The organism is Thomasclavelia spiroformis DSM 1552, assembly GCF_025149465.1.
In the GTDB taxonomy this organism is placed as follows: domain Bacteria; phylum Bacillota_I; class Bacilli_A; order Erysipelotrichales; family Coprobacillaceae; genus Thomasclavelia; species Thomasclavelia spiroformis.
The window spans coordinates 838535-853719 of record NZ_CP102275.1; the positions used below are offsets into that span (position 1 = coordinate 838535).

The following is a 15185-nucleotide window of genomic DNA, read 5'->3' on the forward strand; positions in this document are numbered from 1 at the left end:
TGATAACTTCGAGGAGATGAGAAAATGGAAAATAAGATAGAATATAAGATTTTAGATGATAAAATTATTATCTGTTTTTATGGTGAATTAAGTAGTAGTAATGTTAGTAAATATCGTAATTTAATAAATAACATTTTAGATAAAAGTAGAGGTGTTGTTTATTTTGATTTTTTACATACAAGTTTTATTGATAGTTCAGGAATTGGTTTAGTTTTAGGACGCTACAATCATTTAAAAAATGAAAATCGAAAATTAGTTCTTGCTAATTTAAGCAAAACAGAATATAAAGTTTTTGAATTGTCGGGAATGTTTGCGCTGATGGAATATGTAGAGGGGGTAAAAGAATAATGAATCAAATGGAACTTAGTTTTAGTGCAAAAATAGAAAATGAATCTTTTGCAAGAACTAGTATAGGAGCATTTATTGCAACAATGAATCCAACTGTTGATGAAGTTGCTGAAGTAAAGACAATTATTAGTGAAGGAGTCAGTAATGCAATTATTCATGGCTATCAAAATGATGGTGAAAGCAAAGTTGTTGTAAAAGTTCAAATTGAGGAAAATAGAACGATAAAAATAGTTATTCAAGATTATGGTAAAGGAATTGAAGACGTTGAAATGGCAAGAGTTCCAATGTACAGTTCATTAAAAGAAATTGAACATGCGGGAATGGGTTTAACAATTATTGAGGCTTTATGTGATAGTTTGGAAATTCATTCAACACTTAATTTAGGAACAAAACTAACTATTAAAAAAAGATTGAAAGATTCTAACATTGGCTAAGGCAAATACAATTGAACTAATTGAAAAAGCAAGATGTGGGGATGAAATTGCTAAAGAATTAGTTGTTAATCAAAATTTAGGATTAGTTTGGTCAATAGTGCATCGTTTTAAAAATAATTATTATGATAAAGAAGATTTATTTCAAATTGGCTGTATTGGTTTGATGAAAGCAATTAATAATTTTGATACTAATTACGGAGTACAGTTTTCAACATATGCAGTACCAATAATTATGGGTGAAATAAAAAGATATTTTAGAGATGATGGAACGATTAAAGTAAGTCGTTCGTTAAAAGAATTGAATTTAAAAATTAATAAAGTAAAAGAGTTATTGATTAATCAAACAGGCCAAGATCCTACTGTTGAGGCAATTGCTAAGTATTTAAATATTGATGTTCAAGATGTAGTAGAGGCAATTGATTCATCATATTATCCTACTTCATTAAGTGAACCAATTTATGAAAAAGATGGCTCATCGATTTCAATGGAAGAGAGAGTAGAAGATAAACATAATAAGATGTGGTTTGAAAAAATTGCTTTAAAAATGGAAATTGATAAACTAGATGAAAAAGAAAAATTAATTTTATATTTACGCTATCAATTAGATTTTAATCAAGAGAAAGTAGCTAAACGTCTAAATATTTCACAGGTACAAGTTTCACGTTTAGAAAAGAAAATTATTGCAAAGTTACGTAGTCACTTGAATGAATAATAAAACATGTTATAATGTTTATCAGGTGATAATATGGATGAAGTTAAACAAAGCAAAAAAAGTGTTTTATTAGACTATTTAAAAGTTATTGTAATAACTTTAATAGTTACTTATGGGGTATTATATTTTGTTCAAATTTCAAAAGTGTATGGAACATCAATGCTTCCTACATATCATGAAGGAAATATAGTATTAGTAGATAAAGTTTTTTATAAGCATAACGAACCAAAAAGAAATGATATTGTTGTCGTTGATTATAAAGATGCCAATATGAAAGAAACTTTTATTATTAAAAGAGTTGTTGGAATTGGTGGCGATCATATTGAAATTAAAGACAATGAGTTATATTTAAATGGTGAGTTGCTAGAGGAAGATTATATTAACGGTGCCATGATTAATTCTGAAGATATGGTTGTAGATGTTCCTGAAGGTAAGGTTTTTGTTATGGGTGATAACCGCAATAATAGTTTAGATTCAAGAAAATTGGGTTATTTTGATTTTGATGAAGATGTAATTGGAAGGGTATTTTTTACGGTACCACTTACTTAAAACAGGTTATATGCCTGTTTTTTTTAGTGTGCCACGCATGACATAAGACTAGGTGGTGAAAGTCCACTGTGGGGGTTTCGTACTACCAACCACTAGCCGAAGACAAGGTATCCATCGTAAGGTGTGAACGGGAGGAAGTTGGAGGCAAAGTCCTGACCCAAGGAATACGAACTATTTTAGGCAGAAGCTTATCGGATGAGATTGCTAAACAAATCGAAGTCCAATAGTACGACGGAATAAGCAGTGTAAAGATAGTGGGTACATAGGATGAAAGTGTTATGTCTTACCGTGGGAGGTCCTAGGAACATGATGAAAATGTAATCATGGTGGAAACGTTTGTCCTAGGAAGTCAGCCGAGGTCATAGTAGTGATGATGATAACTGTAATGGTTATCTAGCGAAGGACCGAACATAAGGAGGTGAACTGGAAATGAAAGATACTCAAGATAAAATAGGATACTGTCAACTATCATTAGGCTTACTCTATGAAGATAGTACGGAATACGACAATAGTGGAGAAGTGTATCCTACATCAAAACAAGAGATATCACATACGAAGAACACCAATAGATTTGTAGTACATGAGAAGTTACTTGAAACAATTATGGAGGATGCCAATATAGAAAAGGCAATCCAAAGGGTTATGAGTAATAAGGGAAGTGGTGGTGTAGATAAAATGCAAGTCGCAGAAGTTCGTACGCATTTCGCACAACACTGGTCTTATCTAAAGAAACTTATCATGGAGGGACATTATAGTCCACAAGCCGTTAAAAGAGTAGAAATACCAAAAGATAACGGAAAGAAAAGAGAGTTAGGAATTCCAACAGTGACGGATAGGGTCATACAACAGGCGATAGTACAGGTACTGACACCAATATTTGAACCCCAATTCAGTGACAATAGTTATGGGTTCCGACCAAGAAGAAATGCCCATCAAGCAGTAAGAAAAGTAGTCGAATACGCCAATGAAGGATATCGATATACAGTAGACCTAGATTTAGAGAAGTACTTTGATACAGTCAACCATTCAAGACTTATACAGATATTGTCACAAACTATTAAAGACGGAAGAGTTATATCACTCATACATAAATATCTCAATGCAGGAGTCATAGTAAAACATAAGTTTGAAGAAACTACAAAAGGAGTACCCCAAGGTGGGCCACTCAGCCCATTATTATCAAATATATATCTTAATGAATTTGATAAAGAAATGGAAAGAAGAGGAAATCGATTTGTAAGGTACGCAGATGACTGTGTCATACTATTCAAAAGTAAAAGAAGTGCAATGAGAGTCAAAGAAACAGTGACAAGATATTTAGAAGAGAAATTATTTGTAAAAGTGAACCAAGAGAAGACAAAGGTAGCCTATATTACTGATATAAAATTCTTGGGCTTTGGATTTTATATAGAGAAGAGTGGTAATGTACGAATCACTGTTCACAAGAAATCTAAAGAAAAGATGAAAAAGAGAATAAAGGAAATCACCAAAAGGAACCGACCAATATCAAGTAAGGAATTAGCTAAAGAGTTAAAAGAATACATTACAGGTTGGGTGAATTACTATAGGATAGCGAATATGAGTAAACATCTAAGGGAAATAGACTCATGGATGAGAAGAAGAATACGAATGATATATTGGAAAAGATGGAAGTTAGTAAGAACAAGGTATAGAAATTTACAAAAACTAGGTATTAATAAAAGTAAGGCATGGGAATGGGCAAACACAAGAAAAAGCTACTGGCACATCGCCAATAGCTTCATACTAAAAAGGACACTTACAAATGAAGTATTAAAAATATACGGATTTATAAGTGCACTAGATTATTACAACTCTATAAACTTATGAAACGCCGTGTAGGGAACCCTACGCACGGTGTTGTGAAAGGGGCGAAAGATTTTAATTCTTAGCCCCTATTCAATTAGAATAATGGAGGTAAATATGACATTACAGCAATTGAAATATGTAATTGAAGTAGCAAAAGCAAAATCAATAAGTGAAGCAGCAAAAAAATTATTTATTTCACAACCAAGTCTTACGAATGCAATTAAAGAATTAGAAAAGGAAATGAATATTACTATTTTTTTACGCACTAATAAAGGTATTTTAATTTCTAAAGAAGGAGAGATTTTTTTGGGGTATGCTCGTCAAGTATTAGAACAAGCATATCTTTTGGAAGAAAAGTATTTACAACAAGATAAACGCAAACAACAGTTTTGTGTGTCTACTCAACACTATTCTTTTGCAGTAAATGCTTTTGTTGATATTATTAAGGAATATGGTCATGATGAATATGATTTTAGTTTGAAAGAAACACAAACATATGAAATTATTGAAGATGTTACAAGGATGAAAAGTGAAATTGGAGTATTGTATATAAATAATTTTAATAAATTAGTTATTCAAAAAATATTAAAAGAATATAATTTAATTTTTCATAGTTTAATTGTAGTAAAGCCACATATTTTTATAAGTAATAAAAATCCGCTTGCTAAAAAGGAAAAAGTGACTATGGAAGAATTACAATCATATCCTTATTTATCATTTGAACAAGGTGAACATAATTCTTTTTATTATTCTGAAGAAATCTTCAGTTCTGTAGTCCGTAATAAAAATATTCGTGTAAGCGATCGAGCAACTTTATTTAATTTATTAATAGGATTAAATGGTTATACAGTATGTAGTGGTATCATTGATGAAAATCTTAATGGTAAGGACATTGTTGCCGTTACGCTTGATAAAGAAGGTGAAATGAATATTGGGTATATAACACGTAAAGATAGTCTTACTAGTGATTTAGCTAATGCTTATATTGAGGCTTTAAGGAAACATGTTAATAAATAACTGTTTGTTATAGTTAAAAGCTATAGCAAACAGTTAATTTATTGTATTTTACATTAAGAGAATTCGAGTACTATAATAAATGCCATAGAATATAGAAATAGGAGATAGAATATGGCAAAATTAAATGCACCATTTAGATATGATTATGTAGGGAGTTTTTTACGTCCAGAACGTTTAAAACAGGCTAGAAAAGATTTTGAAAATAATATTATTACAAAAAAAGAATTAGAAAAGATTGAGGATGAAGAAATAACTAATTTAATAAAAGACCAAAAAGCAGCAGGTTATCATGTTATTTGTGATGGTGAATTTAGAAGAAGTTATTGGCATCTTGATTTTATGTGGGGATTTAAGGGAATCGAGCATATTGAACTAGATCATGGTTATTTTTTTCATGGTGAAGAAACTACTCATGGGTCGATTAAAGTAGTTAAAAAAATTAGTGGTGAAGATCATCCCTTTGTTGATCATTTTAAATTTGTAAAACAGTTTGAAGATGAAAATACAGTTGCAAGACAAACTATTCCTGCACCAGCACAATTATTTGCAGAACTATTTAGAGAAGATAATGGTAAACAAACTCAATTAATTTACCCAGATTTTGAAGTGTTGATCCAAGATATAGTAAAAGCATATCGAACTGTTATAGAAGATTTATATATTGCAGGTTGTCGAAATATTCAATTTGATGATTGTACTTGGGGAATGTTTTGTGATCAAAAATATTGGCAAAGTAGACAAGGTGAAAATATATCGATAGAACAAGAAGCAAATAAATATTTACGTTTAAACAATCTTGTACTTGAAAATTTACCTGATGATTTAATTATAACTACTCATGTATGTCGTGGGAATTATCATTCAACTTGGGCATCATCAGGAGGATATGAGCCAATAGCTCCTTATTTGTTTGCAAATGAAAAAGTATCAGCATATTATCTTGAATTTGATGATGAACGTTCAGGTAATTTTGAACCACTTCGTTTTATTCCAAATGATAAAAAAGTAGTTCTTGGACTTATCACTACAAAATCACCAACTTTAGAAGATAAGGAAGTCATTAAACAAAGAATTTATGAAGCTAGTAAATATGTTAATTTTGATCGTCTTTATTTAAGTCCTCAATGTGGTTTTGCTTCTTGTGAAATAGGAAATAAGTTAACTAAACAACAACAGTGGGATAAACTTAAATTAGTAAAAGAGATTGCTAAGGAAATATGGGAGAAGTAGTAAATATTTGATAATGTATTATATGTTTAGAAAATTTAGATGTTTTTATAAGAGAAATTTAATATAGGCAATATAATTTATTATATTTATTGAAAAAGGTTTGTTTAAGTATTAGAATGCAGACAGTAGGATTGTTACTTTAATTAGGCAAGACCAAATAAAACCATGCTTAAAACATGATTTTATTTGGTCTTTTTTTAAGTAAATAACAAATTTACTAATTTAGGAAAAGGGGAAGAAAAGATGAAAAAGTTATTAAAGGGTTTTCTAGTAGTGATGATACTTTTGTCAATGGCTACACCAAAGGCATTAACTGCAAAAGAAGTAACACCAAATGAAAATGATTATGGAACCAATTATTATTTGGATTCTAATATCAATAAAAAAGATGGTGATGGATTAACACCTGAAAATGCTTTTGATAGTCTGGAAGACATTAATTCAAAAACTTTTCAACCAGGTGATAAAATATTAATCAAAGCAAATTCAAAATTTACTGGAGCTAAAGGTCCAGGGTGTGCTGGTTATCCAATTGTTATTGATATGTATGGTAATGGAAATAAACCAGTGATTGATGGAAATGGTAGTTATTTTATGCCACAAATTAAAGATTGGAAAGGGCCTTTTGTAGGAGAAGATGGTAGCCCATTAGATGGCTATGTTGGCGGTGATCCTAATAACCCAAATACATAAAATACATTTTGGGGAGCTCGTACTACACATCGTACAGGGGGAATAAATTTAGTCACTTATACTGCTAGACATCCAGAAAAAGCAAATGATTTTAATGTTATTGTTCAGGATTTAGATGAATCAAAAAAATTACACGTTTTGATGATATTTTAATTGAAAATAATACAATAGAGAATTGTCAGGCAAATGGAATCACAACTACTAATGTAAAAGGAACATTAGATGATGTTGACTTTAGACACACAAATGTAGTGATTCGTGGTAACTATATTCATAACGTTACTCGTGCTGGAATTATTCCATTATATACAAGTAATGTTTTAGTAGAATATAATAAAGTTGATACTTTCCAAAGTACAACTGAAGGATATGGTTGCGGTATTTGGTGTGATCGTGCTAATGGCATGATTTTTCAATACAACGAAGTATGTAATGGTCAAAATGGTTATGATGGAATGGCATTTAATTTAGATGATATGACTAGAGATGGAATTGTTCAATATAACTATACTCATGATAGCTATGGTGGTGGTTATATGTTACATGTTCGTCAAAAATCATATAATCGCAATAATACAATTCGTTATAATTTATCAATAAATGATAGTGGGATTTTTACTGCACATAATGCTCAAATTGTTGCTGTTGGAGAAACAGATGTAACTAAATTAGAGAGTGCAAAGATATATAATAATACTTTTATTTCTAATAAAGATTGTCATGCAGTATATCAAGGAGATCAGGTTGATTATACAAATAATATTTGGTATTTTACAAATTCAAGTGTAGCTAATCGTAGTGATTGTTTTTTACCAGGAGCTAATTCAACATTTAATAATAATGCTTATATTGGATGTATAGCACCTGAGGATTTGAATAAAAAAACTGCTGCACCACAGTTTATCGGTGAAAATAATTTATTTAATTTAGATAAAGAAACTGCGTATATAAATGCAAATTAAAAATAACTTCACCATACATCAATCAAGGTGTAATTGTTGAAAATAGTAGTAATCGAGATATTATTGGTAATGATCTAACATCATTGAATTTAGGAGCATTTAGTGGTAAAGGTCATGATATTCAAATTATTAGTGAAACAGTTGATGCCGCTAATGTAAGAAAATATTATGCAAATGGTAATGAACAAACAGAAGTTATTAATGAAACAGCAAGTGAAGCTGATGAAAAATGGGTAAATACTACGTTTGAAGGTAATAGTAATATTTATACTAAAAAATTAAACAATTATTTACAGTTTTCTTTTATTGGTACTGGTGGTAATTTGAAATTAAAACGCGGAGCTGGTGCTGGATTAGTAAAAGTTGAGGTTTTAAATAAAGTAGATCAATCTGTAATAAAAACAAATGTATATAATACATATAATGCAAATGTTGATGTGATGGAAATTGATGATTTTAAAAATTTAAGTAATAATAACCAAGAGTATTTAGTTAAAATTTCTAATTATGAAAGTGGTAAAGCAGCTAATTTTATGTCTTTTACAAGTGATGTAGTTAGTAATGAAAATCAATGTAAAAATGATGAACTTGCAGGAATTATAATTGAAAAACCAATGAAACAAACAATTCCATATGCTCAAGATGATTTAGCAATTAAATTAAATTCACACTTATATTTTAATACTTGTCGTCCTCTTAATGACGATGTTTTAGTTGGATATAAAGTTGATAATGATGGTATTATTGATGGCGATATTTTATTAATAAGTAAGCCAGGAACATATACTATTGAAGCAAATGCTACTTATAATAATAAAACTGTTAGTGATAGAATTGAAGTTATTGTGGAATTAGGTAATGAACCACAAATAAGTGTACCAGAATTGAATAAAAGAGCGTTAGAAACTTTGATTTCAGCTTGCGAAGCATTAAAATTAGATAATTATTCTGATATAAATAAGGATAACTTTATTAAAGTTCTTGATGATGCTAAAAAACTATTGGAATTAGAAAATTTAAATCAAGATTTAATTGATGAAATGGTATTAAAGTTAGCTGATGCTAGAGATGCATTAATTAAGATTAAATTTAATGCAGAAGATAGTGAAGTTAGTAAAAAAGGGAATTGGGTTATTTTAAGTGAATCAATATTGGATAAAGGAACAGCTTTAAAATCAGGAGTTGCAAATGAGGAAATGGCATTAGAATTTTTTGGTAATGAAATTACTGTTTACGGTCGTAAAGCAGTAGATGTAGGAATAATTAAATTTATTGTAACTAAAGTAAGTGATGGTAGTGAATTATATAATGGAGAAATTGATTGTTATAGTTCTGAAAAATTAGATCAAGCAAAATTATTTAGTTGGAAAGATGATGTTAATGATCAATATCGTATTACAATAATTAATACCGGAAAGAAAAATAGCAGTGCAACAAATCGAGATACTAATACGATTATTGATTATTTTACTGTAGAGTCTTTAACTGTAGATATGTCTAAATTAAAACAATTAATTGCATTAATTGAACAAGAAAACATGAATGAAGCTGATTATACAGTAGAAGGCTGGAAAACTTTTAAAATTGCATTAGATAATGCAAAAGTATTATTAGACAATGTAAATGCAACTCAAGAAGAAGTAGATTTAGCATATAATGAATTACAAATTGCAAAAGATGCTTTAGTAAAAGCAATAGCCGGATTACAAATAGTAACAACTGATAGTACAGTAAAAACACTAGCAAATAGTGGTGATACAATTGCAAGTGTAAAAACTGGAGATGAAAGCTTAGCTGGAATGTTTGCAACAATAGCATTATTAAGTGCTGTTGTATATATGGTATTAAGAAAAAAGAAAATTATTAAATATAATTTTTAATTCAAATACCAAGAATATTAGATACTCCATGATGGGGTATCTTTTATCATATGTTAGTTTTTAGTTTGAAGAAAGTAAATTATTTGATAAAAATGATTAAAAATAATGTAAATAGTTAAATAATTCAACTTTTTTTGAAATATCTATTGTATACAAAATGGCTTTTATGGTAAAATGACAAAAATCAATGAGTGGGGGAAGTACTTATTGAGTAAAGAAAGGGTGGTTATATGAGTTATAAATTTAAAATTACACGTGGAAATGCGATTTTGAATTTTTCTGAAGAATATTGTCAATCACGTTGTGAGTTAATTGAAAGTGAATCTTTTGCAAGGGTACTTAAAGGATTTATTCATGACTGTAAAAGAAAAGAAAATACAATTTATACTTATTTAAAAGAAGTAAAAGCCGAAAGTGTTGATCTTGTTGCTGATTTAAGAACAATTTTTAAATTACTATTAGTAATGACGGTAGATGAAGTTGTTAGTACATATCCGCATTTTGCAGCTTATTTTAGAGATCGAGATGAATTTGTAAAAGTTATTGAAGAAGTATATCTTTTCTGGAGAAAGTTACAACGTTATAGTGTTGTTTATAATGAAAGTACTAGTAGAGGATATCAAAATGTACAATTTGCTGTTGCACAAGCTAAATTCGAAGAATTAGTTTTGCAAGTATATCGTACTATTGAGGAAAAAGCTTTGGGGTATAATCATCAAGTATATCGTCAAATTACAGCAGGGGTTAATGCTGGTTTAAGAGTTACTAATATGCGTTCATTTTTACCATATGAGTATCGTAATTTAGATGATATTCCATTTATTGAAACAGTTATTATTCATCCTCCATTTATTACTTATTCAAGACGTAATAAACGTGATGGAGTTTTCCCGGAAATTAAACACAATCCAATTGAGGATTTAAAATTTGATTCAGAACAATGGTTCTGTTATCCTGCAAAAGTAGGAGATTTATTAGCATTTGTATATTTTAATGTTGCATTTATGGCTCAAGGGGTTGCATTATGTAACTTATTTGAACTTGCAAGTGAAGAAGAGTATCGTAATCGTAAACCGGATATTATTTATGTATATGGTTATGAAGATGGTAAAATGAATCAAAGTTTCTATCAAGATGACGAAAATGATATGATGGTAGCATTATTATCAGCCAATGATGAATTTGACTATTTTGGTTATATGAAAAAAATGATGTTAACTTTGCATAATGTTCGTAAGATTAATCAACGCCAATTACCAATTCATGGAGCAATGGTTAAAGTAACTTTACATAGTGGCGAAGTTAAGAATATTGTTGTAATGGGAGATAGTGGTGCTGGTAAGTCTGAAACAATTGAACAAATCAAAGTATTTGGGGCTGCTTATATTCGTGATTTAGTTACAGTATATGATGATATGGGTGTATTATCATTAGATGAAAATGGCATGATTAGATCTTCGGGTACTGAAATTGGGGCGTTTGTCCGACTTGATGATTTAGATGCTGGATATAGTTTCAAAGAATTAGACCGTTCAGTATTTATGAATCCAGATAAGGTTAACGCTCGTATCGTAATTCCAATTACTGATTATAAAGATGTAGTTGCTAAACATCATGTTGATTTCTTCTTATATGCTAATAACTATGAAGACGGTGGAGAAGCATTAAGTTTCTTTGATAATGTTGATGATGCTCTAGAAGTATTTAGAGCTGGAAATCGTATGGCTAAAGGAACAACAACTGAATATGGTTTAGTTGGAAGCTATTTTGCTAATCCTTTTGGTCCTGTTCAACGTCAAGAACAAACTGATCCAATTCTAGTTGATTATTTTAATAAGATGTTTGAACAAGGAATAAAAGTGGGGCAATTAAGAACTCGTTTAGGAATTAAAGGAAATGAGCATAAAGGACCTCAAGATGCAGCTATCGCTATTTTAAAATATATTACTGGTGAAAACGAATTAAAACAATTAGAAAATGAATAGAACTCTAGTAGTTCTATTTTTTTTAATATAAAATATATTATTATGAGGGGATAAAAGTGTCAAAATATAAGTTATTATTGATTACAGCATTTTTAATAATTATTTTAATGACTTTATCCATTAAAAATACAAATAATATAATTTTATATAACTATCATCCAACTATTGAAATATCTCAAAAATTTGATTTTAAAGCTAATATCTTAAAAGTAATAGATGGTTCTATAAATGATGTTAGTATTGATACTAGTAAAGTGAATTTTAATAAAGTAGGCAAATATCCGGTAATTTATTCCTTCAATAATATTTACACTACAATTACAATTGAATTAGTTGATACAATCATACCTGATTTAGAAGTAAAAGAACTTACGATTGATTTAGGGATGAATGTAGAAGCTAATGATTTAATTAAAACTAAGCATTTTTCCAATCGTACTACAATCGAATTTAAAGACAATTATAAGTTTGATGAAGTAGGTGATTATCCTGTAGAAATAAAAATTTGTCATAGTAATAAATGTATCACAAAAAAATCAATTATTCATGTTTTACCTAAAGATACTACTCCTCCAGAAATTCGGGGAATTAGAAATCTAACAGTTTTAAAAGATAGTGATATTGATTTATTGTCAAGTGTTAGTATCAAAGATAACCAAGATGATAACCCAACTTTAACAATTGACAGTTCAAATCTAGATATTTCTAAAGTTGAAGATTATGTAGTCACATATTATGCTAAAGATCGTTCATCAAATAAAACTAAAGAAACGTGTATTGTAAGTGTTGTTGAAAATAAAAAAATTGGGACATTTACGCAAAGTGATCAAAAAATAGTATATCTAACTTTTGATGATGGACCATCAGAACACACAAAAAAAGTATTAGATATATTAGATAGATACAATGCTAAAGCAACTTTTTTTGTCACTGGAACTAATGAAGAATATTATCATTTAATAAAAGAGGCTCATGATGCCGGACATACAATTGGTTTACATTCATTTGTTCATGAATATGATCAAGTATATAATTCACCATCGGCATATTTTGATGATTTAAAAAAGATTGAAGATTTAGTTTATGATCAAATTGGCTTTGTTCCTAAATATATTCGTTTTCCTGGAGGGAGTAGTAATAATGTTTCTAAAGAATATTGTTATAAAATTATGACTAAATTAACAAAAGAGGTAGTTAATCGTGGTTATCAATATTATGATTGGAATGAAGATAGTGAAGATGGTTCAGGTGAATTATCAGTTAAGCAATTAATAAAGAATGCAACAGCGGCTAAAGATAATAATATTATTTTATTATTTCATGATGCAAATGGTAAAGAAAATTCTTTAGAGGCACTTGGTTCAGTAATTGAATATTATCAAGATAAAGGATATGTCTTTAAGGGAATTGATGATAGTTCTTATGTTGTGCATCATAGTATTAATAATTAGAATTCGATTAAGAATTCTTTTTATTTTTATACATATAATGTAGTGGTGATTAGATGAAAGAACATTTAATTAAGTATTTGTATTGGTTGATGATTTTATTTGTTTTAGTAATTACTACATATGTTTTAGTTAACTGGTTAATTCCTTTATTTTTTAGTTGCCTAATTGTTTTGATCTTACAACCATTATTAACTAGAGAAATAAATTTACTAAAAATAAAAAATAATTTATTAGCTAAAGCAGTAATAATTTTTAATTATGGATTATTTATTGTTTTAGTGATTAGTTTGATTATCTTTTGTATCATTCAAATATATAATATTTTAGAAATATTACCAGCTTATCTACAAAAATTATATGTGATGTTTAGTAATAATAGTTATATTATCGATATTAGTAAGTATCTTGATTTTATTTATAGTGGTTCTATGAGTATTATTGAAAATGTATCTAGTAGTTTTATACATGGTTTGATTATGATTATTATGAAAATACCGAGTATTATGTTTGATATGGTTTTTATTGTTATGACATCATTGTTTATGTTACTTGACTATCAAAGAATTGATAAATTATTAATTAGAAAATATCCAATGGTTTCATTAGTTGTTGATACGACTAAAGATGTTTTTAGTAATATGTTTAAAGCGTATTTTATTATTATGGTTGTAACATTTTTTGAATTGTGGATTGGTTTTTTGATAATGAAACTAGAACACAGTGTAGTGCTTTCATGTATTATTGCAATATTTGATTTTTTGCCAGTTTTTGGTATTGATATGATTATGATTCCATGGATCGTCATTTGTGCATTTACCAATAAAATATCTTTAGCTTTAGGATTACTGATAATTTATTTAGTAATCGTAATTACTAAAAATATTTTAGAGCCTAAATTAATTGCTAAAGGTCTAGGAATTAGTCCGCTTGTTTCACTGATTGGAATGTATTTAGGAATGAAAATATTAGGTTTTATTGGTTTAATTATTGTTCCAGTTATTTTAGTAATTGTTATTCAAATTATTAAGGTTAAAAAGAATTATGATATACTAAATAAACAGGAGGATTAAAAATGCTAAAAAGTGAGCGATTAATTTTAAAACAACCAGAATTAGAAGATGTTGATAAAATTTTAAAGATTCAAAATAGTGAATTTGTTCAAAAGTACAATATGATGAAAATTTATGATAAAGACGATATGATAAAAGAAATAGTTGAGGAGGGTAAGAATACTTATTATTTACAATTGATTGATTCAAAAGAAATAATAGGAGCTATTTTTATTGAAAAAGATTATTTAAGATATCATGTTGATTCAGTTTGTCTTTCTTATTATCTTGATGAACAGTATCAAAGAAACGGATATATGTATGAAAGTCTAAAAATTGTAATAAATAAGTTATTTGAACAAGGAATTGAAGTTATTAGCGCTAGAGTGTTTGAAGATAATTTTACTTCTAAAAAGTTATTAGAAAAATTAGGTTTTGAATTAGAAGGTTGTTTAAAAAAAGCCGTTAAAGATAAGCATGGAATTGTTCATAATGATATGCTTTTTGCTTTATTTAAATAATAATGATTATTTAAAATTATAAATAACGACTTTATTACCATGGGCTTTTAAAATATTTATTAAATCATTAATTTTAAGAAAAATAGTTGTTCTATTATCATTTGGATGTACTCCAATAAGTCCTGGAGTCTCAAAAAACGCTTCATCAATAAAACAGTGCACTTTACAATCATGATCATTTAAAATCCCTAGCGGTGTAACAGCACCAGGAATTAGTTTCATAATTGACATTAAATCATCTTTTGAAGCAAAAGATAATGAACGAGTATGATTATTTTGTTTAAATTCTTTTAAATTAACTTTTTTATCACCTTTTACAGTTAAAAGATAATAATTTTGTTTTTTATTATCTCGAATAAAAAGATTTTTAGCACTAGCATTAGGATAAGGAAGTTTAATATCATATGCTTCTTCCATATTATATACAGCAATGTGTTCACTAATTTCATATTTTATATTATTATTATTTAAATACTCATAAATTTGATTTTTATCCATAGTAATTAACTCCTTATATAATTTAATAT

The 15185-nt window shown here is 28.4% G+C and carries 15 protein-coding genes; 14 read left to right on the top strand and 1 reads right to left on the bottom strand.

All coding sequences use genetic code 11. The annotated features are described in order from the left end of the window. Positions 1 to 24 precede the first annotated feature (24 nt). The 14 genes from NQ543_RS03775 (at position 25) to NQ543_RS03840 (ending at position 14658) form a co-directional block, all read left to right on the top strand. On the top strand, positions 25 to 348 hold the full coding sequence (locus NQ543_RS03775) for an STAS domain-containing protein (RefSeq protein ID WP_004610374.1): 324 nt from the start codon (positions 25 to 27) through the stop codon (positions 346 to 348). After that, the gene (gene spoIIAB, locus NQ543_RS03780) at positions 348 to 782 is read left to right on the top strand and encodes an anti-sigma F factor (protein ID WP_004610375.1); all 435 of its coding nucleotides are present in this window, start codon (positions 348 to 350) and stop codon (positions 780 to 782) included. Before NQ543_RS03775 ends, spoIIAB begins: the two co-directional genes overlap by 1 nt. Continuing rightward, the gene (locus NQ543_RS03785; RefSeq protein ID WP_004610376.1) at positions 775 to 1494 is read left to right on the top strand and encodes a SigB/SigF/SigG family RNA polymerase sigma factor; all 720 of its coding nucleotides are present in this window, start codon (positions 775 to 777) and stop codon (positions 1492 to 1494) included. The genes spoIIAB and NQ543_RS03785 overlap by 8 nt, the downstream gene beginning before the upstream one ends. A gap of 33 nt (positions 1495 to 1527) precedes the next feature. Continuing rightward, positions 1528 to 2043: a signal peptidase I gene (gene lepB / locus NQ543_RS03790; protein ID WP_004610377.1), complete on the top strand. Its 516-nt coding sequence runs from the start codon at positions 1528 to 1530 to the stop codon at positions 2041 to 2043. Between the two features lie 429 nt (positions 2044 to 2472). Next, a complete protein-coding gene (gene ltrA / locus NQ543_RS03795) occupies positions 2473 to 3891 on the top strand; it encodes a group II intron reverse transcriptase/maturase (protein WP_004608658.1) in 1419 nt (472 codons plus the stop codon). Between the two features lie 93 nt (positions 3892 to 3984). Then, positions 3985 to 4887, top strand: coding sequence for a LysR family transcriptional regulator (locus NQ543_RS03800; protein ID WP_039904531.1), 903 nt, complete (start codon positions 3985 to 3987; stop codon positions 4885 to 4887). A 111-nt stretch (positions 4888 to 4998) separates the two neighbouring features. Further along, positions 4999 to 6117, top strand: coding sequence for a 5-methyltetrahydropteroyltriglutamate--homocysteine S-methyltransferase (locus tag NQ543_RS03805; protein ID WP_004610379.1), 1119 nt, complete (start codon positions 4999 to 5001; stop codon positions 6115 to 6117). Between the two features lie 243 nt (positions 6118 to 6360). Then, positions 6361 to 6810 carry a hypothetical protein gene (locus NQ543_RS03810; protein WP_004610380.1) on the top strand — a complete coding sequence of 150 codons (450 nt, stop codon included), beginning with the start codon at positions 6361 to 6363 and terminating at the stop codon, positions 6808 to 6810. 191 nt (positions 6811 to 7001) lie between these two features. Next, a complete protein-coding gene (locus NQ543_RS03815) occupies positions 7002 to 7772 on the top strand; it encodes a right-handed parallel beta-helix repeat-containing protein (protein ID WP_230197314.1) in 771 nt (256 codons plus the stop codon). An 83-nt stretch (positions 7773 to 7855) separates the two neighbouring features. Further along, positions 7856 to 9652, top strand: coding sequence for an FIVAR domain-containing protein (locus NQ543_RS03820; RefSeq protein WP_004610382.1), 1797 nt, complete (start codon positions 7856 to 7858; stop codon positions 9650 to 9652). Between the two features lie 230 nt (positions 9653 to 9882). Further along, positions 9883 to 11637 carry a hypothetical protein gene (locus tag NQ543_RS03825; RefSeq protein WP_004610383.1) on the top strand — a complete coding sequence of 585 codons (1755 nt, stop codon included), beginning with the start codon at positions 9883 to 9885 and terminating at the stop codon, positions 11635 to 11637. A 56-nt stretch (positions 11638 to 11693) separates the two neighbouring features. After that, positions 11694 to 13088, top strand: a complete 1395-nt coding sequence (locus tag NQ543_RS03830) for a polysaccharide deacetylase family protein (protein ID WP_039904535.1) — start codon at positions 11694 to 11696, stop codon at positions 13086 to 13088. Positions 13089 to 13141: 53 nt separating this feature from the next. Then, a complete protein-coding gene (locus tag NQ543_RS03835) occupies positions 13142 to 14158 on the top strand; it encodes an AI-2E family transporter (protein ID WP_004610385.1) in 1017 nt (338 codons plus the stop codon). Positions 14159 to 14160: 2 nt separating this feature from the next. Continuing rightward, the gene (locus NQ543_RS03840; protein ID WP_004610386.1) at positions 14161 to 14658 is read left to right on the top strand and encodes a GNAT family N-acetyltransferase; all 498 of its coding nucleotides are present in this window, start codon (positions 14161 to 14163) and stop codon (positions 14656 to 14658) included. A gap of 6 nt (positions 14659 to 14664) precedes the next feature. Here the strand turns inward: NQ543_RS03840 and NQ543_RS03845 are convergent, their stop codons facing one another. Continuing rightward, positions 14665 to 15156 (bottom strand): prolyl-tRNA synthetase associated domain-containing protein, encoded by a 492-nt coding sequence (locus NQ543_RS03845; protein ID WP_004610387.1) that lies wholly within the window; start codon positions 15154 to 15156, stop codon positions 14665 to 14667. Between the last annotated feature and the right edge of the window lie 29 nt (positions 15157 to 15185).

Coding starts and splice junctions, on each gene's coding strand:
- NQ543_RS03800 (WP_039904531.1), top strand. CDS start 3,985: ATGACATTACAGCAATTGAAATATGTAATTGAAGTAGCAAAAGCAAAA.
- NQ543_RS03825 (WP_004610383.1), top strand. CDS start 9,883: ATGAGTTATAAATTTAAAATTACACGTGGAAATGCGATTTTGAATTTT.
- NQ543_RS03840 (WP_004610386.1), top strand. CDS start 14,161: ATGCTAAAAAGTGAGCGATTAATTTTAAAACAACCAGAATTAGAAGAT.
- NQ543_RS03805 (WP_004610379.1), top strand. CDS start 4,999: ATGGCAAAATTAAATGCACCATTTAGATATGATTATGTAGGGAGTTTT.
- lepB (WP_004610377.1), top strand. CDS start 1,528: ATGGATGAAGTTAAACAAAGCAAAAAAAGTGTTTTATTAGACTATTTA.
- NQ543_RS03845 (WP_004610387.1), bottom strand. CDS start 15,156: ATGGATAAAAATCAAATTTATGAGTATTTAAATAATAATAATATAAAA.
- ltrA (WP_004608658.1), top strand. CDS start 2,473: ATGAAAGATACTCAAGATAAAATAGGATACTGTCAACTATCATTAGGC.
- NQ543_RS03810 (WP_004610380.1), top strand. CDS start 6,361: ATGAAAAAGTTATTAAAGGGTTTTCTAGTAGTGATGATACTTTTGTCA.
- spoIIAB (WP_004610375.1), top strand. CDS start 348: ATGAATCAAATGGAACTTAGTTTTAGTGCAAAAATAGAAAATGAATCT.
- NQ543_RS03835 (WP_004610385.1), top strand. CDS start 13,142: ATGAAAGAACATTTAATTAAGTATTTGTATTGGTTGATGATTTTATTT.
- NQ543_RS03775 (WP_004610374.1), top strand. CDS start 25: ATGGAAAATAAGATAGAATATAAGATTTTAGATGATAAAATTATTATC.